This window comes from Acinetobacter sp. ANC 5378 (assembly GCF_013004315.1).
GTDB lineage: Bacteria > Pseudomonadota > Gammaproteobacteria > Pseudomonadales > Moraxellaceae > Acinetobacter.
On the sequence record NZ_JABERK010000039.1, the window covers coordinates 36,505 to 60,716 of the forward strand.

General features: G+C 41.8%; 28 protein-coding genes. 24 read left to right on the forward strand and 4 right to left on the reverse strand.

Annotation, left to right across the window (positions count from 1 at the left end):
• Window positions 1–11: 11 nt before the first annotated feature.
• The 4 genes from HLH16_RS08600 to HLH16_RS08615 form a co-directional block, all read right to left on the reverse strand.
• Entirely contained in the window at window positions 12–890 is an 879-nt protein-coding gene (locus HLH16_RS08600; RefSeq protein ID WP_171529005.1) for a PD-(D/E)XK nuclease-like domain-containing protein, read from the reverse strand.
• Between the two features lie 2 nt (window positions 891–892).
• Window positions 893–1,111, reverse strand: a complete 219-nt coding sequence (locus HLH16_RS08605) for a hypothetical protein (protein WP_171528974.1) — start codon at window positions 1,109–1,111, stop codon at window positions 893–895.
• A gap of 328 nt (window positions 1,112–1,439) precedes the next feature.
• Window positions 1,440–1,799, reverse strand: a complete 360-nt coding sequence (locus HLH16_RS08610) for a hypothetical protein (protein ID WP_171529006.1) — start codon at window positions 1,797–1,799, stop codon at window positions 1,440–1,442.
• Between the two features lie 181 nt (window positions 1,800–1,980).
• Window positions 1,981–2,685, reverse strand: coding sequence for an XRE family transcriptional regulator (locus tag HLH16_RS08615; RefSeq protein ID WP_171529007.1), 705 nt, complete (start codon window positions 2,683–2,685; stop codon window positions 1,981–1,983).
• Window positions 2,686–2,801: 116 nt separating this feature from the next.
• Here HLH16_RS08615 and HLH16_RS08620 point away from each other — a divergent pair, with 116 nt between their 5' ends.
• The 24 genes from HLH16_RS08620 (at window position 2,802) to HLH16_RS08735 (ending at window position 24,212) form a co-directional block, all read left to right on the forward strand.
• A complete protein-coding gene (locus HLH16_RS08620) occupies window positions 2,802–3,017 on the forward strand; it encodes an XRE family transcriptional regulator (RefSeq protein ID WP_171529008.1) in 216 nt (71 codons plus the stop codon).
• Entirely contained in the window at window positions 3,017–3,337 is a 321-nt protein-coding gene (locus HLH16_RS08625; RefSeq protein WP_171529009.1) for a hypothetical protein, read from the forward strand. The genes HLH16_RS08620 and HLH16_RS08625 overlap by 1 nt, the downstream gene beginning before the upstream one ends.
• Window positions 3,338–3,391: 54 nt before the next feature.
• Window positions 3,392–4,294: a hypothetical protein gene (locus HLH16_RS08630; protein ID WP_171529010.1), complete on the forward strand. Its 903-nt coding sequence runs from the start codon at window positions 3,392–3,394 to the stop codon at window positions 4,292–4,294.
• On the forward strand, window positions 4,291–4,893 hold the full coding sequence (locus tag HLH16_RS08635) for a restriction endonuclease (RefSeq protein ID WP_171529011.1): 603 nt from the start codon (window positions 4,291–4,293) through the stop codon (window positions 4,891–4,893). Before HLH16_RS08630 ends, HLH16_RS08635 begins: the two co-directional genes overlap by 4 nt.
• Window positions 4,890–5,177: a hypothetical protein gene (locus tag HLH16_RS08640; protein WP_250850257.1), complete on the forward strand. Its 288-nt coding sequence runs from the start codon at window positions 4,890–4,892 to the stop codon at window positions 5,175–5,177. Before HLH16_RS08635 ends, HLH16_RS08640 begins: the two co-directional genes overlap by 4 nt.
• Window positions 5,174–5,332: a hypothetical protein gene (locus HLH16_RS08645; RefSeq protein ID WP_165493712.1), complete on the forward strand. Its 159-nt coding sequence runs from the start codon at window positions 5,174–5,176 to the stop codon at window positions 5,330–5,332. Before HLH16_RS08640 ends, HLH16_RS08645 begins: the two co-directional genes overlap by 4 nt.
• Window positions 5,333–5,334: 2 nt before the next feature.
• Window positions 5,335–5,844: a RusA family crossover junction endodeoxyribonuclease gene (locus tag HLH16_RS08650; RefSeq protein WP_171529012.1), complete on the forward strand. Its 510-nt coding sequence runs from the start codon at window positions 5,335–5,337 to the stop codon at window positions 5,842–5,844.
• A gap of 3 nt (window positions 5,845–5,847) precedes the next feature.
• Window positions 5,848–6,300, forward strand: a complete 453-nt coding sequence (locus HLH16_RS08655) for a hypothetical protein (RefSeq protein ID WP_171529013.1) — start codon at window positions 5,848–5,850, stop codon at window positions 6,298–6,300.
• Window positions 6,301–6,351: 51 nt separating this feature from the next.
• Entirely contained in the window at window positions 6,352–6,696 is a 345-nt protein-coding gene (locus HLH16_RS08660) for a hypothetical protein (protein ID WP_171529014.1), read from the forward strand.
• A 2-nt stretch (window positions 6,697–6,698) separates the two neighbouring features.
• On the forward strand, window positions 6,699–6,887 hold the full coding sequence (locus tag HLH16_RS08665; protein ID WP_171529015.1) for a hypothetical protein: 189 nt from the start codon (window positions 6,699–6,701) through the stop codon (window positions 6,885–6,887).
• The gene (locus HLH16_RS08670; protein WP_171529016.1) at window positions 6,887–8,521 is read left to right on the forward strand and encodes a portal protein; all 1,635 of its coding nucleotides are present in this window, start codon (window positions 6,887–6,889) and stop codon (window positions 8,519–8,521) included. Before HLH16_RS08665 ends, HLH16_RS08670 begins: the two co-directional genes overlap by 1 nt.
• Window positions 8,518–8,982, forward strand: a complete 465-nt coding sequence (locus HLH16_RS08675) for a Bbp19 family protein (RefSeq protein WP_171529017.1) — start codon at window positions 8,518–8,520, stop codon at window positions 8,980–8,982. The genes HLH16_RS08670 and HLH16_RS08675 overlap by 4 nt, the downstream gene beginning before the upstream one ends.
• Window positions 8,975–9,640: a hypothetical protein gene (locus HLH16_RS08680; protein ID WP_250850258.1), complete on the forward strand. Its 666-nt coding sequence runs from the start codon at window positions 8,975–8,977 to the stop codon at window positions 9,638–9,640. The genes HLH16_RS08675 and HLH16_RS08680 overlap by 8 nt, the downstream gene beginning before the upstream one ends.
• An 11-nt stretch (window positions 9,641–9,651) precedes the next feature.
• Window positions 9,652–10,551, forward strand: coding sequence for a phage capsid protein (locus HLH16_RS08685; RefSeq protein ID WP_171529018.1), 900 nt, complete (start codon window positions 9,652–9,654; stop codon window positions 10,549–10,551).
• A 405-nt stretch (window positions 10,552–10,956) separates the two neighbouring features.
• The gene (locus HLH16_RS15760; RefSeq protein WP_350643839.1) at window positions 10,957–11,292 is read left to right on the forward strand and encodes a Gp49 family protein; all 336 of its coding nucleotides are present in this window, start codon (window positions 10,957–10,959) and stop codon (window positions 11,290–11,292) included.
• 59 nt (window positions 11,293–11,351) lie between these two features.
• Window positions 11,352–11,915 carry a phage connector family protein gene (locus HLH16_RS08695; protein WP_171529019.1) on the forward strand — a complete coding sequence of 188 codons (564 nt, stop codon included), beginning with the start codon at window positions 11,352–11,354 and terminating at the stop codon, window positions 11,913–11,915.
• The gene (locus HLH16_RS08700) at window positions 11,915–13,927 is read left to right on the forward strand and encodes a phage tail protein (RefSeq protein ID WP_171529020.1); all 2,013 of its coding nucleotides are present in this window, start codon (window positions 11,915–11,917) and stop codon (window positions 13,925–13,927) included. The genes HLH16_RS08695 and HLH16_RS08700 overlap by 1 nt, the downstream gene beginning before the upstream one ends.
• A gap of 2 nt (window positions 13,928–13,929) precedes the next feature.
• Window positions 13,930–14,385 (forward strand): GNAT family N-acetyltransferase, encoded by a 456-nt coding sequence (locus tag HLH16_RS08705; RefSeq protein ID WP_171529021.1) that lies wholly within the window; start codon window positions 13,930–13,932, stop codon window positions 14,383–14,385.
• On the forward strand, window positions 14,382–14,867 hold the full coding sequence (locus HLH16_RS08710; RefSeq protein WP_171529022.1) for a hypothetical protein: 486 nt from the start codon (window positions 14,382–14,384) through the stop codon (window positions 14,865–14,867). The genes HLH16_RS08705 and HLH16_RS08710 overlap by 4 nt, the downstream gene beginning before the upstream one ends.
• A complete protein-coding gene (locus HLH16_RS08715) occupies window positions 14,867–15,349 on the forward strand; it encodes a hypothetical protein (protein ID WP_171529023.1) in 483 nt (160 codons plus the stop codon). Before HLH16_RS08710 ends, HLH16_RS08715 begins: the two co-directional genes overlap by 1 nt.
• Window positions 15,349–17,406, forward strand: a complete 2,058-nt coding sequence (locus HLH16_RS08720; RefSeq protein ID WP_171529024.1) for a methyl-coenzyme M reductase — start codon at window positions 15,349–15,351, stop codon at window positions 17,404–17,406. The genes HLH16_RS08715 and HLH16_RS08720 overlap by 1 nt, the downstream gene beginning before the upstream one ends.
• Entirely contained in the window at window positions 17,406–20,273 is a 2,868-nt protein-coding gene (locus tag HLH16_RS08725; RefSeq protein ID WP_171529025.1) for a lytic transglycosylase domain-containing protein, read from the forward strand. The genes HLH16_RS08720 and HLH16_RS08725 overlap by 1 nt, the downstream gene beginning before the upstream one ends.
• A gap of 3 nt (window positions 20,274–20,276) precedes the next feature.
• Window positions 20,277–23,813, forward strand: a complete 3,537-nt coding sequence (locus HLH16_RS08730) for a hypothetical protein (RefSeq protein WP_171529026.1) — start codon at window positions 20,277–20,279, stop codon at window positions 23,811–23,813.
• Between the two features lie 63 nt (window positions 23,814–23,876).
• Entirely contained in the window at window positions 23,877–24,212 is a 336-nt protein-coding gene (locus tag HLH16_RS08735; RefSeq protein WP_171529027.1) for a hypothetical protein, read from the forward strand.

Below are 24,212 nucleotides of genomic sequence, written 5' to 3' on the forward strand. Positions count from 1 at the left end.
CTGAAATTTAATTAGTTGAAATCGTTTTCTAAAGCTTGTTTAGTCATGTATTGCGGAAGAAAAATGTCTTCTATTTCTTTTGAATAACCATGCCACTCGTCAAGGAGTAAGGATTCCGCAAGAGATTCTTTTGATTTCTTGTACCGAACATCACCGACACTTAAAAACAGGTCAGATGCTTTGTACTGCTTGACGTTGAACGGTGTATTTCGCTCAGCAACCAGAAAGATGAAAGGGGGCTTATCTTCTGTTTGGTAGTAAGCCTGGAATCCTTCACGGTACATTGACGCTGAAAGGTCATAAGCAAAATTTGCACAGGTCCGTGAAAATGCCATTGGGCGTGCATCATCAGTTGTTTTTAAGTCAATGATCAGACCGTTTGGAAATGCCTTACATGGGGCAATGTGCCAGTCAGGACGTACACGAAGATTCAAACCAAAAACAGGATCAGTAAAAAAGAAACTTGCTTCTGGCATGCCGTAGTTATCTTGCATAGCTTTATAGATGCTTAACGTACGTAGGTTTGTAGCCATACGATTTGCATTTGCTACGTCTTCTTCTGATACAAGCAACTTGCCTTCATTCGCTTGTTCCCATGCTGCAGCTTCTTCTTTACCTGCTTTAGTACGGCGGTCAAACTTAGGAGCAATCACAAATTCATTTTCGAATTGCTCAGGTTCAAGGAACATGGTGTGAACCAATGTGCCGAAGTTCATAGCAGTTGAAGCTTCTTTTTTAGCTTCCTTGGTAATGCTGTTTACATAGAAGTGAGCAGCAGAACGGTTCATGTCTTTTAACTGGCTTGAGCTAAATTCAGGGCAAGCGTGATATTCATCATTGCTCATTTTTTCAATGAGCGAAGCTGTTGGTAGTTCGACAAATGCATTCATATTTAGCCCCCAAATACGGCAGTTAAAAGCAGACTGATGAGCAACCAAGCGCAAATTGCGAAGACAACGAAAAGAGCGAAGTCTTTAGCATCAGCTTTAAATTGGGCAAGGCGAGAAACGCGCATTTCTGCTTCCGTTGGGTGCTGAAACAGCACAGGATTTGTGTGACTTTCGTTTTTTACGAAGTCTGGTGTTTGACTATGTGATGGGTATTGACTCATAATGACCTCGTTGTTTTGAAAAAGCCCTTTGATGTCGTAGTCAGGAGGGCTTTTTTGTTTTTACCAGTTGGTGATAACCGCAATTACTTCGCCACATTGCACAACTTTAAGCTCACCATCACAGACAATTAGACTTGTATGGTTTGTGCCAGTTGCTAGGGTTTTGAATTGAGTCATGGGTTATCTCGTATTTATTGGGTACGAGACTAATATCGCATTAACGATAGTTTTAAGTCAATAGCGATAGCGATAATATATCGCAAAAAAGATAATATTTATTTTGGGTATTAAAAAACCCGCATGAGCGGGCTAGAGAATATTTAGTATTTTAATAGGAAGTACACAACCTGCCTTTGTATCTGTAGTTTTTAACAACCCCATCCACCAACTTGAATTCAAGCTTACATGAAATGTCGAATGTATTATTTGTCGTAGTTGTCTGTATCTGATTACCAATTACATAAGATGAACTAGAGTTTGGTAACCTAACCGTATCATGTTGATTATATTCAACCACCTCAAAACTATCAGATTTATACTCTTTATCAGGGATACCCATATCATCAATTAGCTGTTCTTTGGTTAGCCCTTTTTTTGCCTCCATTCTTTTCTCAAACTTCCCGACGGTAGCGCAAGCCGATAATGCTATTACACCAGCTGTTAAAACGATTACTTTTATTAGCTTCATGATCCAAGCCCTATCCACTTAAAAAACCAATAAATCGGCCATATTTCAGCTAAGAAAAAATTAATTGGAATCATTATTATCCAATTCCACCAATTATAATTTGTATTAAAAAACATTAGATAGATTAATGTTGGAATGCTTCCTAACTGCCAAATCCAAAAAAATAACTTCCCTTTATCCATTACCAACTCTCCATTGACTGCCAAGACCAAGCCCAGCCAATAATTTCAAATTGCTGATCAATTATTTCTTGAGCCGTTAGTCTTTCTTCTGGAAATTCAGCTGCATTGTCAGAAACAATTCGTACACCGCCAAGAGGTAGGTTATACAGTCGCTTAAACTTAAAAAGCCCACCGTGACAAATAGCAAAAACCTTTCCATCCCTTACAGTTGTTCTTTCCAGATCAACGTAAACAGTGTCCTTGTCTTTAATGGTTGGTAGCATTGAATCACCACTTGCAGGAAACGCTACACAATATTGTTGATGAATGTGCCTATCTTTCAGAGAGTTGCTGTTTATAGTAAGTTCCTCATAATCCTCATCAAGAGCTTCACCAAAAGCGCCCGATCCACAAGAAATAGGAAGATTTGGATAGTACCTAATCTTCACTAAATTATTTATTTGATAAAGAATCTCATCATTGTTATTTACATGCTCGACTATTTGATCGATCGCGCCCTTAGATTCTTGTTTTCCAGTCAATAAATAGCTACTGGAAGTTCCTAATACTTGAGCAACTGCTTCCATATTTTTAGCTGATGTACTTTTCTTATCATTTTCTAAATCAGAAATAGTCGACTGTCCTACCTTGGCTCTTTTGGCTAATTCAGGCTGTGACATATTTAGAGATCTTCTCAATGTTCTGATTCGGTTTCCTACACTCATGGGTGATACTCCAAAGTTGATATCGCCATTGTGATACAAATTTATATCGCTATGGCGGTTGCTTAAATATCGCAATCAAGATAAATTATCCCGATAGCTATTACGGGAATTGAGAAATGACTGATTGGAGTCAGCTAATTAAAGACCTTCAAGACAAAAAGAAGGGAAATATGACCCAGCAACAGATTGCTGAAAGCGTTCCATGTTCACAGAACTATATAAGCGACCTAAAAACCGGGAAGAAAGGTAAGAGGCTTTCTTATGAAATCGCTGAAGGATTAAAGAAATTGCACAAAGAAAAGACTCATCCAAAAAGTGAAGGGGATGAATGATGTCTGAAAAATTACTCGAAAGTATTACTTTTAAATGTACAGATGGCGAAAAGACCAAAGCTATAGCTATTAGTAAGTCTAAAAAATTTAATTCTGTTTCTGAGTACATACGTGACCTTGTCATGCGAGATATCGCTGAAGTTGAAGCGTATTTAAATACTCTCATGCCGGTTATGGGTCTTACCAAAGAAACCGAAGATACATTTCACCTTGAACTGGCACCACGTCCGATCCGTGACGTAACTCCAAAATATTCAGGCGTAAAAAAAGTCCAACTGTGCGACCAGCTGGACTTTCTAGCCGTTCACTCCGAAAAGTAAACGAGGTATGGAACCGATGCCAAATTTAGCACAAAAAGCGGAGGCTTGGAAGATATGAGTACTGCACAAGTTATTCCATTTAAAAAGCCTTCGCAGCCTAAAGAACAAGGGGCTGGAAAAAACATGTATAGCGACAAGTTCGAGCAAGGCTATGTAATGTCTAGTCGTTTGTATCGAAAAGAAGTATGGCCTTTTATTAGTGATGCGGCACGTAATGTTTATGCGGAACTTGAAAGCCGTATCAATGGGCATTTAAAAGAAACTGATTATGTGAGCTATTCACAGTTACAGGGCTGTGATTTACCAGGTGCACGTCAACTAGGTCGTAAAACCGTATCTGCCGGATTAAAAGAACTTATTAAATACGGCATTATCAGCATTGTTGGCAGTGGTAAACAGGGGATGAAGTCTTATCGTCTGAATGAGGTTTCTATTAAAGACCAGTTCACTAAGGGAACTAGTTCCCTTAGTACACCAGTTCCACCAGTGAACCAAACTAGTTCCCTTAGTACACCAGTAACTAGTTCACTAGGGGAACACACAATAGATAGTTCTATAGATACTTTAGATAATAATGAAATAACACGTGAAAAATTTGAACCTCAAAATCGTTCGATGATGAGTTTCATTGAATACCATCCAAGAGATTTAAAATCTTATTCACTTAAAGAATTAACTCAAACCTATTCGGCTCAATCTGATTTTCAATCTCAGGCAAAAGTTAGCTTTCCTGATTTCACCGATGAACAAATTCTTTCTCAACTTAAAAAACTTGCACAGTGGTCATTGAGTGCAGAAACACGCTCACCTCAAAAATGGATGACGTGTTGGTTGAACTGGTTGAGTAACTTTCAAAATTCATCACAAACAAAACCTGCCAACAATAAACCACCAGCACCACAAAAACCTAAGCACCATCGTTACGGATCAGGTGCAGTTTCAGGGGATAATTCATGAGCAACATCCAATTATTTCAAGATGCGTTTGTAGTCAATTTTCCAGTAGAAATCGCAGACCAGGTACTTGCACGTATGCAAGCACTTTACGGTGAAGCATTCGATAAAAAATTCGGTGAAATTTCACCTTCAGAACTGCAATTCACCACTTGCACGGTTTTGAACAGCTTAAAACCTGAAGAACTACGCCGTGGCTTAGAGCGCATGAATTCTGAAAAATGGTGTCCTTCACTTCCTGAATTTCGTTCTTGGTGTGTACATGATGGTGACTGGTGGACTGCTGAACAAGCTTGGGCTAAAGCCTTAAATTTTGAAGCGGATAAGAATCAGAAAATCACAACACTGGCTAAACAGGCACTTGATGAAGTTCGTCACATCTTAAAAACCGAAGGGCAGAAAGCAGCTCACTTTGCATTTCGAGATATTTACCAAGACTACCTGCAGAAAGCCAAAAAATTAGGTCGTGTACAAGTGATGTGGATTCAACCTAAGGCATTGAATAAACCTGATGAGGATTTAAATCGCAAAGGCTCACCACTACCAGCCGATCTAGCAGCACAAGCCCAGTTGATCTACCGCCGTGCAGGTAAAGCATCATGAAATACCAATCAGTGAAATTAACGCCGTGTAAGTCTCATAACGACATTGAATCTCGATCTCAAACAGCTTTTGAAAAGCGCATGGATATGTTGGTCTTTGCAGCTCATGCAACACAGGAATTTACCGTTAAAGATATCCAGAACTGCGTTGTGGATTGCCAAATAATGACGATTCGTAGGTGTTTAAAGGATTTAATTTACTGCGGATATTTAATTAAAACATCGATTTACACATTCAAGGCTACAGAAAAAACAAAGCAATTATTCGGGGTGACAACAGCATGAAACCTGAAGGAGCAACACATATCGAATCAGACGGCACATTTTGGATGAACCAGAACGGCACCTGGTACCACTGGAACAAGCATTTTAAAAAATGGTGTGGCTATGCAGGGAATGCAAATCAAGCCTTTTTAAACAAACTAAGGACGGTAGCTTAAATATGAGAATGAGTGAGGATGAGCTGAGCAACCATTTAAAAAGACACCAGATGCGAAAAAATGAGGGGCAGGCGCAACTTAAAAAGAAAATTGAAGCAAAGGTACGTAAAGCAAACAAAACGCTAAATACGAGCAATGGTGAGGAAATACAAACTGGTGGAATTACACCTATTTTGGACTGTGAAATAGCGATAGTTCCACCTTCGGTAAACCATTACTGGGTAGCAGCAGGGAAGCGCAGATATTTGAGTGATCGGGCTATCGCTTTCCATGAAGTCATTAAAATTTTAGTACCGGCATTAGGCTCGACTTCACGTTTAAAACTAGATGTGACGTTTCATTTTCCTGACCGATTACGCAGAGACATAGACAACTATCTCAAAGCAACAATCGACAGTTTAGTGAAATGTGGATTCTGTGCCGATGATGAGCAATTTGACACGCTGATAGTGAATCGTGGCCATGTTGTAGATGGCGGTTTAATAAAAATTAAAGTTTATGAGTTGGGGTGATCTATGAACATGACGGTTGATTTATTAGCTTCTGCGGACTCTCCTCGCGCGCGCGCGCGTTTCATTAACCAGCGAACCAAGAAAAAGGTTAAAGAATTCATCGTAAAACGTCGTGGATACAAGCGTCCAGACTTCAACCGCATGATCTTAGATTTAGGCCGCTTAGGTTGGACACATGAAAAGATTGCAGACGTTCTACCGGTATCTGGTGCGTCTACAGTTTCGGAATGGTCCCGTGGTGGTATTCCAAATTACGACAACGGTGATGCATTCATTTTGCTTTGGCAGATTGAAGTTGGTTTGGATCGCTACCCACGTGAGGGTGAATGGGCAACGTACAAGTACAAGATAGGGCAATTAGACATGTTTGATGATTGGGATGAATTAGATGCTGTGATTGAGCAGCTGGATCAGGCCTTGAGCTTAGGCATTGAAGAATCACACAACAAACCCTAACACCTACCGACCAACACTAAAGCCTCAATCAAACCAATTGGGGCTTTTCTCATGGCACGTCAACCAAGAACACCAGGTGCAACAATAGAGGCACCAAAACCCGAAGTAGTTCAAACACCTGCACCAACACAAGATGATGCAACTTTAGATGCGATTCTTGGTGCGCCGGATGCTGAGTCAACTAGTGCACCTAGTGAACCAGTTCAGGAAGAACCAGCAACAAAAGAACAGCAAGACAAACAGGAATATGAAGAATTCCTTGAATGGCGTAACAACAAGGCAAGTGCCGCACCAGTAGCACCGCATGTACCTACATCTAGTGTAGTTAGTGAACCAGTTGCAAAGCGCACTCGTCAGGTTTGTGGCCCTCATGGTTGGACTACAGAGGAGTACTAAGTATGTGCGGAAAACCAAAAGTAGTTCAGCAAGATCCTGAAGGCGATGCTCAAAAAGCAGCTGAAAAGGCAACGGCTGAAGCAAACCTTAAAAAGTCTATGCGTCGTACTTCAACTTCAACAGGCAGTATGAGCGCACTAGGTGGTCAGATCGAAGGCGCTAAAACTAAAACAACACTAGGCGGTGGCTAATGGAAAAAGACGCTCGTAAGTTTTGTGCTCGTTTAAATCAGCTTAAATCTGCACGTGCTCAATTCGAAAGCCATTGGGCAGACTGCTACAAGTACGGTGCACCAGAGCGTCAGCAAAACTTTAGTTCTGGTTCGGGTACCAAGAATCAGCGCGAAACTGAACGTGCCGATTTATACGATTCAACAGCAGCTGATGCAGTTCAAGTTCTCGTTTCAATGATCATGAACGGCGTAACACCTGCCAATGCTATCTGGTTTAAAGCACAACCGGATGGTGTAGATGATCTTTCTGTATTAACCGATGGTGAGCGATGGCTTGAAGATGCTGCACAGTTCATGTGGCGCAATATCCATGCAGCAAACTTTGACAGTGAAAGCTTTGAAACTGTGACTGATATTGTTACTGCAGGTTGGGGGATTCTCTATACCGATATTGATCGTGAAGCAGGTGGTGGTTATGTATTTGAGTCTTGGCATATTGGGAACTGCTTTATCGGTTCAACACGTGCTGATGGTCGAATAGATACCATTTACCGTGAACATGAAATGACAGTTGAAACCATGATCAATACTTATGGTGAAAAGAACTGCCATCATAGTGTGCTTGAGAAAGCCAAGAACTCACCAGATGAAAAGATGAAGCTGCTACATGTGATTCAACCACGTAAGCAAGTGGGGTCAGGTCAGATCAACAAGGCTATGCCTTTTGCTTCATACCACGTCGATATCAATAACAATCACACCATGAAGGAATCCGGGTACCACGAATTTCCATGCTCGGTACCACGTTTAAGGCGTTTGCCGAATTCGGTCTATGGCAATGGTCAAATGACGATTGCATTACCTGATGCCAAGATGCTGAACAAGCTAATGATAAACACTGTATGTTCGTCAGATTTGGATCTTGGTGGTCTGTGGATCGCAGAAGATGACGGCGTACTCAATCCTCATACCGTTCGTATTGGTCCACGAAAAGTCATCATTGCCAATTCAATTGATTCAATGAAGCGTTTGGATACCGGCACGAACTTTCAAATTTCTGAATATCTGCTTACTACCGTACAAGGTGGTATTCGTCGCAAGTTAATGGCTGACCAGTTGCCAAATATTGGTACCACGCAAATGACAGCTACAGAGATTCACACACGTGTTGAATTGATCCGTCAAATGTTAGGACCTATGTATGGACGACTTCAAACCGAGTACCTGCAATCAATCCTAGATCGCTGTTTTGGTCTGGCTATTCGTTCTGGTGCTTTAGGTCCACCACCTGAGGAACTTTGGGGTAGCAATCTTTCATTCAAGTTTGTATCACCTATGGCACGTAGTCAGCGAATGGAAGAAGTGACAGCCACTGAACAGTACGTGATGAGTCTTTCTAACTTCGCACAAGTAGATCAAACCATTTTAGACAATGTTGATTTTGATGCTGTGGCGGTGTTTGTCGGTAATGGTCGTGGTGTTCCTCAAAACATTATGCGTACAGCAGATGAGGTTAAGGAACTGCGTGATATGCGTCAGAAGGCACAGGAAGCACAGGCACAGCAGCAACAGCAACAGCAAATGATGCAAATGGCAGGCGGTGCAGTAGCCAAAGGAATTGAGAAGCAAGTAGGAACGGAGGTGATGCAGTGATTTTAATTATCGCAGTACTGGCAATCCTTTTGCTGATTGCATGTGTTGGGCTGCATGTTCTCAATGAAGGAGTAAAAGAATCTCATGACGTTGCTGAGAATTACCGCAGAGATTGGCTCAAAGGATTAGATAAATGCCGTGAACTTGAAGCTGAATTATCTGAACGTCCACTACCTGCGCAACCTGAAGAAGAACCAGAGCAAGGTAATTTCGTACGAACACGAACATTGAAGCGTGCAACGCCTGAAACCTATCGAAATGTATTTGATATGGATCTAAACGGTCAGCGTGTTCTTGAACACTTAACCATGGTCTTTTGCAAAGAAGCTTTTGTATCCAATGACAAGGGCGGTGAGCGTGAGACTTGCCACCGATTAGGACAGCAGAGCGTTATCAATTTTATCGTCAACAGTATTAATCAAGCGAATAACCCGAACTATAAGGAAGAAGTAAATGACTGATCCAGTTAATGAGCCAGTGGTGCCAGAAGTAGAGCCAACTCCAAGCGTATTAGGTGCACCGCCTGCGGGACCAAATCCAAATGATCCGCCTGCGGAACCAATCGAACCACCAGTAGTCACCGTTCCTGATTCTATCGATGGTTATGAAGTCAATGTTGAAGGTTTTAACTTTGATGAATTCAAGGCGATTCCTGAAAACCAAGAGTTCTTAGAGCGTGCACGTGAAGCAGGTCTGGACAGTAAGAGCTTAAATTTCTTGCTGGGTGAATATAGCCAGTTGATTCCTTCACTCATGGAAGGTAATGCAGCTTTAGACAATGAAGCGTGTGTATCTGCCATGAAAGAAACTTGGGGTACAGATACAGATACTAATTTCGGCTATGCACAAGCAGCTGCAAATAATGCTATTCAGAACGGCATTCTCACACCTGAAGAAGTGAACAGCCCTGAATTTGGTAACAATCCACTGGTATTGAAAATGGCAGCTTACTTTGGCCAGCAGCTTAATGAAGATACACCCCCTTCTAACACCCAACAAAGCGGTGGTGTAGATGTTCAATCATTGATGGAATCGGAAGCGTATTTAAACGATAAGCACCCAGATCACAAGTCTGTGTCCGCGCAAGTTGAACGCTACTACAGCAAGACTTACAAATAAGGGGATAGCCAATGGCTAACGAAAACAAAATCACGGCGGCATTTGTTCAGCAGTTTCATGACACATATGAAATTGCGTCAGCACAGAATGAATCGCGCTTGCTTAAAACTGTTGTAAATCGCGGAAAGATTACGGGTGAATCTTTTACGATTAATGACATGGGCCAAGTGGAAATGTCTGCGTCTGGTGCTCGTATGGGCAACACGACTTGGACAATTCCGGATGCAGGTGTGCGCTCAGTCTTGATGAATGACTTTGATCTATTCATTCCGATTGAACCGCGTGATGTTCCAAAGTTAAAAGCCAATCCACAAGATAAATACATGAAGCTTTTGCTGAGTGCGCGTGGTCGAAAAATTGACGACATTATTTATCAAGCGGCAGTTGGTTCTGTAAGCCGTAAAGTGGTTGATGATGCAGGTGCTACTTCTACTACTGCGGTTGCATTGCCAGCAGGTCAAATCATCTTGTCGGCATTCGGCACATTGAAGCAGCAGCTTGTAAAAGCTAAATCAATTTTCCGTAAAAACGAAAACGATGAGCATAACGGCGAGCAGCTTTACATTCTGTACAGCTCAACAATGCTTGAGAAAATCTTGGGCGATACTACGCTTACATCTGCCGACTTCATGGCTGGTAAAATGCTGCAAGAAGGTGGTGTTGGTGGCAAGTGGTTAGGCTTCAACTGGATTCCGTACGAAAAGCTAAACGATGGTGCTACAGCTGAAACAACTAAGCGTACCGTTGTTTACTGTGGATCTGCCGTACATTTTGGCGATGCAGATATTACAAGCTTCGATATCTCGACTCGTCCAGACAAAAAGAACATGAAACAGGTTGGTGGTGTTCATTCATTTGCAGCAGGTCGTGCGAATGAAACCAAAGTAGTCGCGATTGATTTTGTAGTCTAACAGTCAACCTTTGGCTTCACACCTCTGAGCAGGGTGTGAAGTCTTTTTTATAAGGAGCAGCCAAAATGATTCAATTCCTAATGTGTCTTTTTGGTTTTCATGGTGCGACTGAAGTTGAATACACGATTGATGATGAAGAAATCAAGGTGTGCCGTGATTGTCTAAAAGAGAAAGGAAAATAAGATGAGTAAAAAATTATTAGCACGTTCACTTGTTGTTTGGGTATCTGCAATAGCAATGACTCGCCAAGAATACAATGACTTTCGTGAATGGGGATTGCCTGAAAATGAAAATGGTGATGATGTTGGATTCTTAGTTGAAGATTCAGCAGGTCAAAAAAATACACCACAATATGATGGTTATGTGCAATGGCTACCCAAGGCTGAATTTGAACGTAAGTTTGCTATTGAAGATAATGAATCAGATACAGGGGAAGGAAAACCAGTAACAGAACAAGAACTTGCAGAAAAAGCAGCAGCACCGCGTGTGACTAAAAATCAGATCGATGCTCTTATGGATCGTGTGGTGGTGCACACAACAACTTGTATAACACCTATTCCGCATGTGCTGGCAATTGCCTGGCTTGATGATAAATTTTACTTAGGCACGGCAATTTCAAAATCGGTAAATCCTGAAAACTTTAATGAAGAAATTGGGATTCAATATTCCACAAAAGATGTTCTAGAAATCGCAGAAAATAAACTCTGGGAATTGGAAGGTTATCGCTTGTTCCACGGCTAACACCCAACAAACCAAACCCTCAAAGCCTTCAAGATCATTAAAACTTGAGGGCTTTTTCTATGACAACTACAAAAGTTTCAATCTGCAATGAAGCATTGAGCATGATCGGTGCCAAGACAATCCAATCCTTTGATGACAACACAGAAAATGCACGTCGTTGTGCAGCTGTCTATGATTCATCACGTCGGGCATTGCTTCGTATGCATCCTTGGTCATTTGCTAAAAAACGCGCACAACTTGCACCAGTGACCACTTACCCAGCGTTTGGTTATGGCTATGCTTTTCCATTACCTAAAGATTTCATCCGTGTGATTAGTGCAGGTGAATACAGCTATGAGTTTGAAGAGCGTCATATTCTTGCTGATACCAATTTAATTAACCTGGTGTATGTCTCAGACAATGACAACGAACAAACATGGGATTCATTATTTTCTGAATGCATGGCGCTGTATCTGGTACATAAACTGGCTAAGCCGATTACAGGCAGTCAAACCGAAGCGGATAGCGCATGGCAGAAATTACAGAACATGCTTAAACAAGCACGTGCGATCAATGGCCAAGAACGTCCAGCACAGGATTTTGCAGCAGATTATTACCCTTCATTGATGGGGGTGCGTTACTAATGAAACAGCACATCATGAAGAATAATTTCAGTGCTGGGGAATTGGCTCCAACACTGTATACGCGCACCGATATCCAACAGTACGGCAACGGTGCAAAGACGCTTAAAAATGTGATTCCACTGGTTGAGGGTGGAGTACGGAAAAGACCAGGTACTTTCTTTTTAAGTACTCAGGATAATGCGATCCGTCTAATCCCTTTCGTTGTAAACTCCAATAACTCGTACATGCTGATCTTAAAACCCCTTGCAATAGAGGTATTTGATCCACGTCAAAAAGTCATCGTTGCTACTATTGCCACGCCATACACGGCGGCACAAATACCCAATATTCAGTTTGTTCAATACCGATTTGAATTGTTCTTGACGCATAACGATGTACCAGTGCAGCGTCTGCGATGTGATTCAGATTTTACTAATTGGCAGGTAAATCAGTTTGTTTATACCCATGTACCAACAGACTCTGAAAACGCACGTTACCCATTCCGTAAAGGCAAGCCATCAGGAAAGGATTTGGGTGCATTTGTTTCATTCATTCTGAGTGACATTAGCGGGTGGGTGAATACACAGGCTTATTTGACTGGCGATGTCGTTAGCTATTTAGGTGCCTATTATCAAGCTACACGCGATAACAGTGAGAAGCAGCCGAATACAAGTACATCAGATTGGGTACTTACCACAGCTATAGCAGGTGCTACATTTACCGCAGCAGATATAGGTAATTATCTTGAAGTAAATGGGGGGATTATCAAGATCACCCAGTACATCAATGCAAACCAAGTCAACGGTGAAATCATTAAAAAGCTTGATGCTGATATTTTAGCAATTGAACGTGCATGGGGGATTCTTCCACCTGCTTTTAACTCCGAAAATGGCTATCCACGTTGCTGCACCTACTACAAACAACGCTTAGTGATTGCGAATACCAAAAAAGCACCGAATAAAATTTGGTTTAGTGCTGTCGGGGACAATGGTAATTTTCTTGAAACTTCAGAAGATGCAGATGCATTCAGTATTGTTTCGGCTTCTGGATTATCCAACAGTATTTTGTTCTTGGAAGCACAGCGCGGTGTTGTATGTCTCACTTCTGGTGGCGAGTACATGGTTGATTCTGATGGAGTGCTTTCACCGACAACCGTGAACATTAACGAACACAGTGCATATGGTGCTTATCCAATTACCCGACCTGAACGTGTGGGTAATGAATTGCTATTCGTACAACGTGGCGGTGAGCGTGTACGTGCTTTGACATACCGCTTTGAAGTAGATGGTTTGGTTTCGCCAGAGATTAGCTCTTTATCTTCGCACATTGGTGAAATACACCAAGGCATCAATGAAATTTCATATCAGCAAGAACCTGAAAATATTGTCTGGTGTGTATTGGGTGATGGCAAAGTTGCATCAATTACATTCAATCGAGATCAAGAAGTAATTGCATGGGCGCAGCATGACTTCGGTGGATCTGTGCTTAGTATTAGCTCTATGCCAACCCAACTAGGTGCAGACAGGGCATTCATGCTCATCAATCGTGGTGGCACTGTTTGCTTAGAAGAGTTGTCTTTTGATGCACTGGTTGATTCGCAAAGATCTGGAACGAGCGCACCAGGTTATTTAACCAATATTGTTGCTTATCAGCGTGAAGGTGATGCTGTTTATCAAGTTGGTGTAGGAACTGACGGTGCTAATTTTGGTCAGGCTATTGAATGCATTGTTGAGCTGTTCCCACCTGAACTAAGCCAAGCGCCAATGTCATCCATGATGCACAAGGCAAAAGTAGACCGCATAAGTTTCTTCTTTAATAAAACGATTGCACCAGAAATCAACGGCGAATTAATCGAATTATTCACATATGAAGACAATCTGCTGGGTCCTAAACCACCATACACCGGGTATCACTTAAATGAAGGTGGCTCATGGGAAGACTTACACAAAGTACCCTTAATCATTTCACACAACAAACCGCTACCGTTTCACTTGCAAGCTATAGCTATGCAAATGTCTATCAATGAGAAATAACCATGCGATTACGTGTAGCAACACTTCCCGATGTGCCTGCAATGGTCGCATTGGGTGGGGAATTTATTAAGGAAGCACCGAACTATAAAAATCGTCCTTATCTTGCTGAAAATGCAGCCAAGCATTTCATCAGTTTGATTAAGGGTGGTGGTGTGGTTCTTTTAGTTGAGCATGACAATCAAATTGCTGGTGGCTTTGTGGGCCGTATCGGTGGTGACTGGTTCAACAATACAAAAATTGCTTTTGATGATTGCTTATATGTAAAGCCTGAATTTAGAAAATCACGAGCAGCTTACATGCTGATTCAGGCGTTTATCCGTTGGGCACAACTCATGGGTGCAAGTCGCATCCAATGTGGCACCACAACCGGTGTTGAATCTGCTGCATGCATACGTTTGTACAAGCACTTTGGATTCACTGAATACGGCACAGTTTTGGATAAGGAGCTAAAAGCATGAGCGAAGTTATCACAGCAGACAACACAGACCTATTGGCCCATATCTTGGGTGATATTCAAAACAAGGCTTATATCGATGTAGTCCGTAATGTTCAGCAGCAAATTACTGACAATGCAGAATTGATCGATGTGCCAGTTGAACACCACTTTGCACCAGGTGTTTATATGCGTCAGATGAATGCAGCCGCAGGAACTCTAGTGGTGAGCAAAATGCACCGTACCGAGCATATGAATATCTTGCTCACTGGATCTTTAACCGTGGCAACTGAAAACGGCATTGAATTATTAAAAGCGCCAGTGGTTTTGAAGTCTATGCCGGGTACAAAACGCATTGGTTATTTTCATGAAGATAGCTCATGGATCACTGTGCATCCAACCGAAAGTACAGATTTAGAAATAATCGAACAGCAAGTAATTGTGCCTGATAATGAGATTGATCAATTCCTTGCGTCACTTCCGAACAAATGCAAGGGGATTGAATAATGTCTTGGATGGCAGTAGCAGCAGTCGCATCAGTAGCAAGTGTGGCTATTACAGGTTATTCAGCTTACAACTCTAATAAAGGCATGCAAGAACAAGCTGAAGCAGATGCAAAAGCAAGTTCGGCACGAGGTCGGCTTGAAGCTGAACGTATCCGCAAGGAAAAGGACAAGGCTCAATCAACCGCACGTGCAGCACTAGCGGGAAATGGGCTTGATGTGAATGAAGGCACAGCAATTGTCATTAATGATGAGATTGAACGTTCAGGTAACTATGATGCAAATATGGCTGAAATCACCGGTTATAACTCATCACAGCAATTAAAAGCTGCAGCTAGTCAATATGGTAGCAATGCCAATGCTGCTGCGGCTGCAGGTGTTGCAAATAGTATTTCGGCAGTGGGTAGTTACAAGGGTAAACAAGCCGAAACAGCACTTGCGGCAAAAGGAAATACTAGCAGTGGCACCTCGGGAGGTTGGAAGTAATGGCTAAAATTCCTATGGGTAATTTTGGTAATGCGATGCCGCAGGTTGATCGTATCCAAATGCCACAAAACCAAACTGGTCAAATGATTGCAGGTGCGTTGCAAAACGTATCGCAAGTTACTGGACAGTATGCACAGCAAAAAGATCAGCAACAACGTGAAGCGGAAGTTAGTGCAAAACGCTTGGAATTGTACAACAACCAAATTGCTGAGCAAGAAGCTAAGGTTAAGCTTGATGATGTGCTCACTACCGAAATGAGTGAACAGGTAACATTACTTAAAAATGATGTATCCAATGGCAAGACCAAAGCCCAAGATGCAAATGTGAATTTACAAAAGTGGTCGCAAGATCGTTATAAGCAGCTTGAAGCTGAAATGCCGGGTCATGCCCAAGTAAATTTGAAGCAGTATTGGGATTCAAATGTTACCAAGCAAGCGCCGGGATTTTTACCGCTACAACTTCGTGCTGATGTTCAAAAGGATGCAGTACTGGTAGAGCGTTATTCTGATATTGCTACACGTTATGATCGAAAGGAAGGTCGTGAATATCTTACAAGCAATCTTGCAAACTCATCTTTATCTGAAGCTGACAAACAGGAACGGCTTTATAAATATGAATCTACACGTGACGGAATGGATATTGACGACCGTATTACAGTCGCTGTATCGGGCAAGAACACCGCTGAACTACAGACGTTAATCACTGACTTGGACTCAGGCAAATACGGTTATATCGATGGACCGACTGCACAGCAAAAGAAAACACAGGCTTTGAGTCGCATTGAGGCTTTGAATACGCAAATCAAAGCAGAGGAAAATAAGCGAGAAAGTGAGGCGGGAAAATACCTGAATGATTTTAAATCTCAGGTTTTGACAGGTCGTGCTTTGGATGATGATTATCTGGCAAATGTAGGTACAGCAGTAAAAGGTACTGAGCATGAAGCTGAATATGAATTTTACAAACAACAGTCTGGGAACTTTCAAAGCTTCAGCCGTAAGTCTACCAGTGAACAATTGGCATTGATTAACGAACAAAAAGCCAAAATGAAGAACAGCAAAACCAATGATGCTGTGACTGAAGAAAAGGTTTTGGGTGTATATGAAAGTTTGTATAAAGAGAAATTAAGCGTACTTAAAGACAACCCCAATCAAGTTGTACGTGAAACAGGTCTAAAGGTTAATGAACTGAGTGCAGTTGAATTAAAAACCAATCCTTCTTCATGGGCGCAAAAAGCCATTGATAACGGCACAAGTCAGTTGGCGCTAAAAGACCCAAATATAAAACTTGCACCTATTTCAGCCGAGGATCTGCCCGAGGCTAAAAAGACTTTTGAAGCTATGGGTGTGAATGAAAAACTGAATTTCATTAGTGGCTTAGTTTCCAATGCTAAAAAGTACGGCACCAAAGGGCATGCAATTTGGGGGGCTACTCTAGGTCAGTTAGGTGGTGGTGATCAGTCATACATCATGGCAGGCATTGCGCGCATGAATAACTTTAAGTCTACTAAGGGTGAAGATGTAGCAACTGCAATTATTAGCGGTACTCAAGCACTTAAAAACAAGCAATTAATCATGCCAAAAGACGACTTGCTTAAACAGGAATTTAATAAGTATGTCGGCAGCACTGTAAGTGGCAATACCGCCAATATGACCTTTGCATCATTTAAATCACTATATGCTCACATAACTGAGCGTGATAACTATCAACACAAAGACAAAGATGATATCAGTAAGGATATTACCAACATTGCTTTAGGTTTAGCCACTGGTGGTGTGTATGACCAAGACGTGAAATATGGCAATCAAAAAAAATGGAAAGTGTCTAAGCCGTACGGCATGGAAGATAAGATATTCAGCAACCATTTAGAAAGCGGTTATGCAATCATTTCAAAGAATACAGGCATTCCAGTATCCGAGCTTGAAGGTCTTCGTTTGCGTCGCTCAGATAAGCGATCAGCAAAGGGTGAGATTCAATACGATTTGATCAATGAGCGCGGCAATCCATTGCAATCAGGTGGTAATTACTGGCGCATCAATATCATGGGAGCGACCAAGTAGTGAGTAACTGGCTATCCGAATATTCAGGTGAAGATCAGCGTCAGGTTGATGAAGTAAACACCAAGGGTCTTGCACATAAAGAAACTCAACAGAAAAAAGAGCCGGGCTTATTTGATGGTGCGGCTTCATCTATTCCACGTGGTGCCGGTGCAGGTTTTGCCAAAGCAGTTGATACGATTACCAAGCCGATTGATGCAGTTGTTGACCGTGTTTCTTATTCATTTCGTGACGTTCAAACGGATGAATTTATTGAACCTTATGCTGAGTACAAATCTAAACAAGACAAAGCACGTGATGATCTTGTTTTCGGAACAATCGAAAAACTGGAAGATAAAGAAAATACAGGTCTTGTCGGTAATATCGGTTTTGGGGTAGGTGACTTTGCCACACGAAATACAGTTGGTTTGATACTCGGCGGTGTACCTGGTGCTGTTTCCACTACAGGTTTATCTGAAACCAATTACAGCTATAAAGATTTAACACGCAAAGGTGTTGATTCTGAAACCGCTGGAAAGGTGGCTATTGTTGATGGTGTGGTGGCGGGGGCATCCGCTGCATTACCTATGTCATATGGTTTTAAAGGTACAGGCGGCATAGCTAAAGATGCGGCTTTATCCATTGGCGGTGCAACCGCATTGTCTACTGGTGGTCAGGTTGTAAGTGGTGAGATTCTTAAAGCAGGGGATTACGACAAGCAAGCCAAAAAATATGAAGTCACAGGGGAGAGTGTAGCCACTGAGCTTGCACTAAACGGCTTATTGTTTGGTGCGGGTCGTTATGCTCAAAACCGTCTGAATGCTGATGTTGATGCAGAATTAAAAGATTTAAGTGCTGATGATATAGAAGCTAAAAATACCAAAGTTCAATCTGCTTTGGTGGTCAATGAAATGCAGCTTGAAGATGCAGCCGCACCAGTTAAGCCAAGCAACCCAATCCAACATAACAACCATCTTAAAAATCTGAATGCAGCGACTGAAAACTTAAAAGCAGGCCATCCGGTTAATGTGGTCCATGAAGTTAAGGGTGAAGAAAAACAAAAGCCTATCAATTATGATTCGATGGCTTTACCAAACAATGCAAAAACAATTGCGCGTAAAGCACAGCAAGAGGGTGTAGATCCATCGGTAGCTTTAACCATTTCCCATCTTGAAACAGGTGGTTCATTCAGCCATACAGCCAAAAATAAAAAATCTACCGCACACGGTTTATTTCAGATCATTGGCCCAACATGGAAGCAGCAAGGCGGTGGTGATCGAAACAATGTTGATGAGCAAATCAAGCAAGGTTTGAAACACATTAAGAATGCCAATGCATCGATGCGTAAAAGTCTTGGGCGTGAACCAGTTGCACATGAACAATATTTAGGTCATTTACTTGGACCAGGTGGAGCAGCTGCAGTATTAAAAGCAGATCCAAATGCAAGTCTGATTGATATCGTCCGTAAATACGATTCAAAGAATGCCGATGCCATTGTGAAAAATAACGGTATGTCTGGTCTCACTGTTGGTCAGGCTATTGGTAAATGGCAAACCAAGTGGAATCAATTAAGCACACGGTATGGCGGCAATGGAACAAGTACTGCTTTTGGGATGGACGGCTCAAGCTATGACATGGCCTATGAAGTTAAATCACTGAACGAGCTTATAGCTTCAAATGATGCAGCTTATGGAGTTAATCCCAATTACCCATCTGAACTACAGCCACGTGATCGGACGCGTGAAGCATCACGTCAGCAGATTGAGAACATGGCTAATGATTTACGTCCTGAATTATTAGGTGAATCCTATAAGTTGTCTGATGGTGCGCCAATTATCGGCATGGATAATGTTGTTGAATCAGGCAATGGTCGAACACTAGCCATTGGTAAAGCCTATGAAAATGGTCGTGCTGAAGAATATCGTGCTTACATCGAACAATATGCAAATGAAAAGGGGTGGGACATATCAGGAATTGATAAGCCTGTCTTAGTGCGTACACGGCTTTCAGATACTGATCGTGTGCAATTCACCAAGTTAGCCAATGAGTCTGATGTGGCGCAATTCAGCGCATCTGAACGCGCAGCCAGTGACGTGAATCGTTTACCTGATGCTTCACTTCTTCAAATTAATAGCGACGGTACCATTAATTTAGATCAGTCCATGGACTATGTTCGCAACTTCATTGCATCGCTACCAAAAGCGGAACAGGGTAGCGTTATCACTGGTGATGGCCGTTTGTCTCAAGAAGGTAAACGTCGTATTGAATCGGCTATCACTCAGCATGCATACGGTGATTCTGGTCTTGTAACTAGACTAGCTGAAAACTTGGATGATGATAGTAAGACCGTTTTAAATGCTTTGCTTCGTGCAGCTCCGCAGCTTTCACAATTAGATGCATTGGTGAAACAGGGTGGTCGTCATCAAAACAGTATTGCGAAAGACTTGGCACAAGCAGCACAAAAGCTGAGTGATTTAAAAGCCAGTGGTATGCGTGTTGATGATTATTTAAATCAAGGCCAGTTGATTGATGATGGACTTGCACCTGGTGCGCGTGATTTCTTAAATGTATTTGATCAAAACAATCGTAGTGCAAAAGCGATTGGTGAAAACATTCAAAGCCGAATAGATGAAATTGAATCTATGGGGGATCCGCGACAAGGTTCATTGTTTGGTGATGGTCCAGAAGAATCAGCCGCTTTAGATATCATCATGCAAAATCCTGATCAGGAAATTTCAGTCAGTCGTATGCGTCCAGATGGTGAAATGGAAGAAATAACCATGACCTTGCGTGAACGTCTGGATGAACTGGAAGCCGAAGTAAAACAAGCAGAACAAGACACAATTGCAACTCAAGCAGCAATTAGCTGTGCGCTACAGTTTGGAGAATAACCAATGAAAGACCAATGCAAGCAAGCCGTAGCCAAAGCACTCGGAAAGCAATCATTAAACCAACAAGAAGCCACGGACATTGAAAATCGTATCAAAGATGCCATGAGAAGCCTTGCCAAAAAAGACATTCAGACTTGGCGCAATTTATCCGATGCAGACAAGTTAGTGAAAGCCGGTGAATTTGTTGCAACTGATATTCAAGAACAATTAAAACGAAAGCATAAAATAGCTGCACAGGACATTCTAACTCAATCTAAAAACCTTGCTGCTTTAGATCATCCGACATTATCAGCCAGTGAGGTTGTAGATCGCATGGTTGCACCGCATGGTGATATGTCAGGGGTTCAATCCTTAGACTCTAAATCACGTGCCATTGCTTCAATTTACCGTGGTCAGCTTGTCGATTTCTATACCAAAATTAAAGGCGGCATGGGTGTATTCACTGATGCAGAATTAGTTCAAAAAATTGTACGTGAACGTTTTGGACAAGATACTGGTGATGCTACTGCCAAGAAAATATCTGACAAGATGGGTGATGTATTTGAAGGCATGCGTCAACGCTTCAATAGATCCGGTGGTGATATTGGCAAGCTGGATGATTGGGGCTTACCTCAAACGCACAGTCTCGAGAAAATTGCAGTAGCTGGGAAAGAAGCCTGGGTAAAAAAAGCGGAACAGCTCATTGATACATCAAAGTATGTGCATGAGGATGGTTCATTTTATTCTCAACAACAGATTCGTGAATTGCTTGAATACTCATTCGATACGCTCACCAGTAACGGTGCCAATAAAACAGAGATTGGTCGTCAGTCCTTTGGTGGTAATTCAAAAGTTACTTCACGCCATAGCGAAAGCCGGGTGTTGCATTTTAAAGATGCTGATGCATGGATGGAGTACCAGGCTGATTTCGGCGGCATGCCTTTTGTTGATCTTGTTGAGGCGCACATAAATGGCCTATCTAAAGACATCGCACTGGTTGAAAACTTGGGCAGTAATCCACGTAATGCAATGCGAATTTTGATGGATGCAGCAGAGAAAAAAGACTGGGCAAAAGGACTGGATCAAGACACCGTAGGAAAATCACGTAAACGCGCACAAACCATGTTTGATGAGTTTTCCGGGCAAAATACACCACAATCAGAAGTACTTGCCAATTTAGGTCTGGCATATCGTTCAATGAATGTTGCAGCCATGCTTGGTGGTACAACACTTTCATCCGTAACCGATCAGGCAATGATTGCTAAAACTGCATCTATTCACAATATTGCATTCCGTAAAACCTTTGGTGAATTACTCACACAGCTAAATCCTAAAAATACAGAAGATCGGATACAGGCACACAGCTTAGGTTTAGCCACAGAAGAAATGCTCGGCTCTATTAATCGTTGGGCAGATGATGGCTTAACTTCCGTGCATGGTAAATCTCAAAAATTAGCACGTGTGTCCAGTGGCATAGCATCTCAAGTCATGCGTATTTCTGGTCTAAACGCTTTAACCGCAGCTTCAAAGGTCGGCTTTACTAAAATGCTTATGGAGAAATACGGACGATTAAGCCGTGATAAAGCATGGTCGGATTTGCATGCTTCTGATCGTGAGCTCATGGAAGGAACAGGATTGAGTGAACGTGCATGGGAAGTAATGCGTTTAGCGGAACCAGTGCTGGATCGTAAAGGCAATCAGCTTATGTCTGCACGTTCTATTTATGAGATACCGAACGATAAATTGCTTGCTGCAATGGATGGCGATGTAAAACGTGTAGTGGGTGAAATTGATGCACAGATCAAAGAATTAAATGATCGCAATACATTGGATGATCAGCGCATTGTAAATAAATCACAGAGGATTGATGATATTAAGCAGCAGCTATCTACTCGCTTACAAGATTATGCTAATCGAAAAGATGCTAAAGCTAATGAGGAGAAACAGGCATTACAGGATCGCATTGATCTACTGGATGCTCAAAAAGAAGCAGTTGCAGCACAGTCAGATATGAATGCATATTTACGAACAGTTAAGAATAGTGAAAACCTAAAAGGCTTTATGGATGGGATTACACAAGGTAAGTCGATTGACCGTATTGCTAGTGGTGCTCAAAAACTAGGGCGTGAACTTGAGTCACTTGATAATAAAATTTCTCAAAAGTCTAAAAAGATTGCAGACAACATCCACACCTACGACAAAGAAATTCAGCAAAAATTTAAAGATTTAACTGACTTGTTATCAACTAAAAAAAAGCTAAAACCCGAGAAACTCAAGGAGTATGAAAACACACTAGCTGAGCGTCTAAACAAATATGCAAGTCGTCGTGATGTAAATTCGATGCGTCAAGTTGAAGGCTTAAACAACCTAAAAGATTTGGTTGCACTAAAGCAAGAGCAGTTTAGCAAGCAATTTGAAATCAACAAAGCAGTCGAGCAAACCAGATTAAAGGCTAAAGCTGATAATAAGATTGATACTTCAGTTAGTTCGCATGCTCGTCAAAATTATGCAAGCGGTGAAAATCTAGGGAAACGTATTGGTAATGCTGAGCGTCGAATAACTGAATTACGTGCACGTACCAAGAAAGCAGATAGTGAAGCAAATAGAGCGATTACAAAGAAATATCAGAGTTTAGATAAACGTGTTCAAGAACTTGATAATGAATTTTCTGAATATTCTGATCGAGTGACTGATCGACAAATCAAACGTCAACACGTAATGGATCGACTCAATAAAAGCATCGATGGTGAAAAACAAACACTAGCACAAAAAGTAAAAGATGAGATTGCATCACAGTTTCAGGCCCATTTACTAGATGAGCAAGGCATGGCAGTTGTTGAAGCCGGACTGCGTGAACGTACCTTTATGACACCTGGTCTGAGAAAAGGAACAGCTATGGGCGAGATTGTAAAATCCATGCTGCAATTTAAATCTTTCTCTGCATCATTCTTAATGCGTCACGGTTCACGTGCAATGGCTCAGAAAACCTTGCAGGGTAGAGCTTATTATGCTGCTTCGCTGATTGCTATGACCACAGTTTTAGGTGGTTTGGTTGTTGAGCTTAAAGAGTTAGTAAACGGTAATGATCCTCTCACTGCTTGGGATGGTGAGAATCCATATTTGCTAGGTTTTAATAGTGATTTCCTTAAACGCTCATTTGTTGCCGGTGGTGGTTTACCAGTACTTGGCGATATTTTAGTTGCAGGTATGGATACCAGTGGTCGTGATGCAACTGACTTTTTAGGTGGTCCATTCAGTTCAGACTTTAAAACCCTATTAAATTTAACAGTAGGCAATGCAACTCAAATGTCTAATGGCACTGAAACCAATGCAGGCAATGAGGCATTCAAGTATTTAAAAGGCAAGGTTCCTGCACAGAACTTGTGGTACACCAAGGCTGCAACCAATCGCATGATTTTTGATGAAATGCAGGACATGATTGCACCTGGTTATCGTGAAAAATTAATCCGTAAAGCTGAACGTGAACAGGATCGTACACGTTGGCTAGGTGATGATATTGGCGATATTCAGGCACCAGATTTTGAGCGAGTAGTTCAATAATTACTTACCCAACAAACCCTTATTCAATCCCTCGTATAAGTAATTTATACGGGGGATTTTTATATGTCAGACGAAAAGAAAACTGGAAAGTTAAAGCCTGAAACCAAAGAGAAATTGGAGCTTTGTTTAGAGATGGCTTCAACCGATGCAATTGATTTACTCACAGAGGCATATGGTAAAGACATTTTTGATAAAGAAGGTCGAGGTGACAAAGTTTGGCTGTACAAAGGCGCAAAAGAAGCCCTGACATGCTTGGAAAAGTTAAAGCGCGTATTGATTGATGATGAGCAAACCACTGGTAGTACAGATGGTCGTAACGTTTCAGCAGAGGCACAGGCAGCTAAATTGCTTGAAAGCGTGGCTAAAAAGTTAGAAGAACGCAAACAGCGTCCGAGCTAA

Bases quoted from the DNA above. Each gene is read 5' to 3' on its own strand.
- HLH16_RS08600 (WP_171529005.1), bottom strand. From the start codon at position 890: ATGAATGCATTTGTCGAACTACCAACAGCTTCGCTCATTGAAAAAATG.
- HLH16_RS08605 (WP_171528974.1), bottom strand. From the start codon at position 1,111: ATGAGTCAATACCCATCACATAGTCAAACACCAGACTTCGTAAAAAAC.
- HLH16_RS08610 (WP_171529006.1), bottom strand. From the start codon at position 1,799: ATGAAGCTAATAAAAGTAATCGTTTTAACAGCTGGTGTAATAGCATTA.
- HLH16_RS08615 (WP_171529007.1), bottom strand. From the start codon at position 2,685: ATGAGTGTAGGAAACCGAATCAGAACATTGAGAAGATCTCTAAATATG.
- HLH16_RS08620 (WP_171529008.1), top strand. From the start codon at position 2,802: ATGACTGATTGGAGTCAGCTAATTAAAGACCTTCAAGACAAAAAGAAG.
- HLH16_RS08625 (WP_171529009.1), top strand. From the start codon at position 3,017: ATGTCTGAAAAATTACTCGAAAGTATTACTTTTAAATGTACAGATGGC.
- HLH16_RS08630 (WP_171529010.1), top strand. From the start codon at position 3,392: ATGAGTACTGCACAAGTTATTCCATTTAAAAAGCCTTCGCAGCCTAAA.
- HLH16_RS08635 (WP_171529011.1), top strand. From the start codon at position 4,291: ATGAGCAACATCCAATTATTTCAAGATGCGTTTGTAGTCAATTTTCCA.
- HLH16_RS08640 (WP_250850257.1), top strand. From the start codon at position 4,890: ATGAAATACCAATCAGTGAAATTAACGCCGTGTAAGTCTCATAACGAC.
- HLH16_RS08645 (WP_165493712.1), top strand. From the start codon at position 5,174: ATGAAACCTGAAGGAGCAACACATATCGAATCAGACGGCACATTTTGG.
- HLH16_RS08650 (WP_171529012.1), top strand. From the start codon at position 5,335: ATGAGAATGAGTGAGGATGAGCTGAGCAACCATTTAAAAAGACACCAG.
- HLH16_RS08655 (WP_171529013.1), top strand. From the start codon at position 5,848: ATGAACATGACGGTTGATTTATTAGCTTCTGCGGACTCTCCTCGCGCG.
- HLH16_RS08660 (WP_171529014.1), top strand. From the start codon at position 6,352: ATGGCACGTCAACCAAGAACACCAGGTGCAACAATAGAGGCACCAAAA.
- HLH16_RS08665 (WP_171529015.1), top strand. From the start codon at position 6,699: ATGTGCGGAAAACCAAAAGTAGTTCAGCAAGATCCTGAAGGCGATGCT.
- HLH16_RS08670 (WP_171529016.1), top strand. From the start codon at position 6,887: ATGGAAAAAGACGCTCGTAAGTTTTGTGCTCGTTTAAATCAGCTTAAA.
- HLH16_RS08680 (WP_250850258.1), top strand. From the start codon at position 8,975: ATGACTGATCCAGTTAATGAGCCAGTGGTGCCAGAAGTAGAGCCAACT.
- HLH16_RS08685 (WP_171529018.1), top strand. From the start codon at position 9,652: ATGGCTAACGAAAACAAAATCACGGCGGCATTTGTTCAGCAGTTTCAT.
- HLH16_RS08695 (WP_171529019.1), top strand. From the start codon at position 11,352: ATGACAACTACAAAAGTTTCAATCTGCAATGAAGCATTGAGCATGATC.
- HLH16_RS08700 (WP_171529020.1), top strand. From the start codon at position 11,915: ATGAAACAGCACATCATGAAGAATAATTTCAGTGCTGGGGAATTGGCT.
- HLH16_RS08705 (WP_171529021.1), top strand. From the start codon at position 13,930: ATGCGATTACGTGTAGCAACACTTCCCGATGTGCCTGCAATGGTCGCA.
- HLH16_RS08710 (WP_171529022.1), top strand. From the start codon at position 14,382: ATGAGCGAAGTTATCACAGCAGACAACACAGACCTATTGGCCCATATC.
- HLH16_RS08715 (WP_171529023.1), top strand. From the start codon at position 14,867: ATGTCTTGGATGGCAGTAGCAGCAGTCGCATCAGTAGCAAGTGTGGCT.
- HLH16_RS08720 (WP_171529024.1), top strand. From the start codon at position 15,349: ATGGCTAAAATTCCTATGGGTAATTTTGGTAATGCGATGCCGCAGGTT.
- HLH16_RS08730 (WP_171529026.1), top strand. From the start codon at position 20,277: ATGAAAGACCAATGCAAGCAAGCCGTAGCCAAAGCACTCGGAAAGCAA.
- HLH16_RS08735 (WP_171529027.1), top strand. From the start codon at position 23,877: ATGTCAGACGAAAAGAAAACTGGAAAGTTAAAGCCTGAAACCAAAGAG.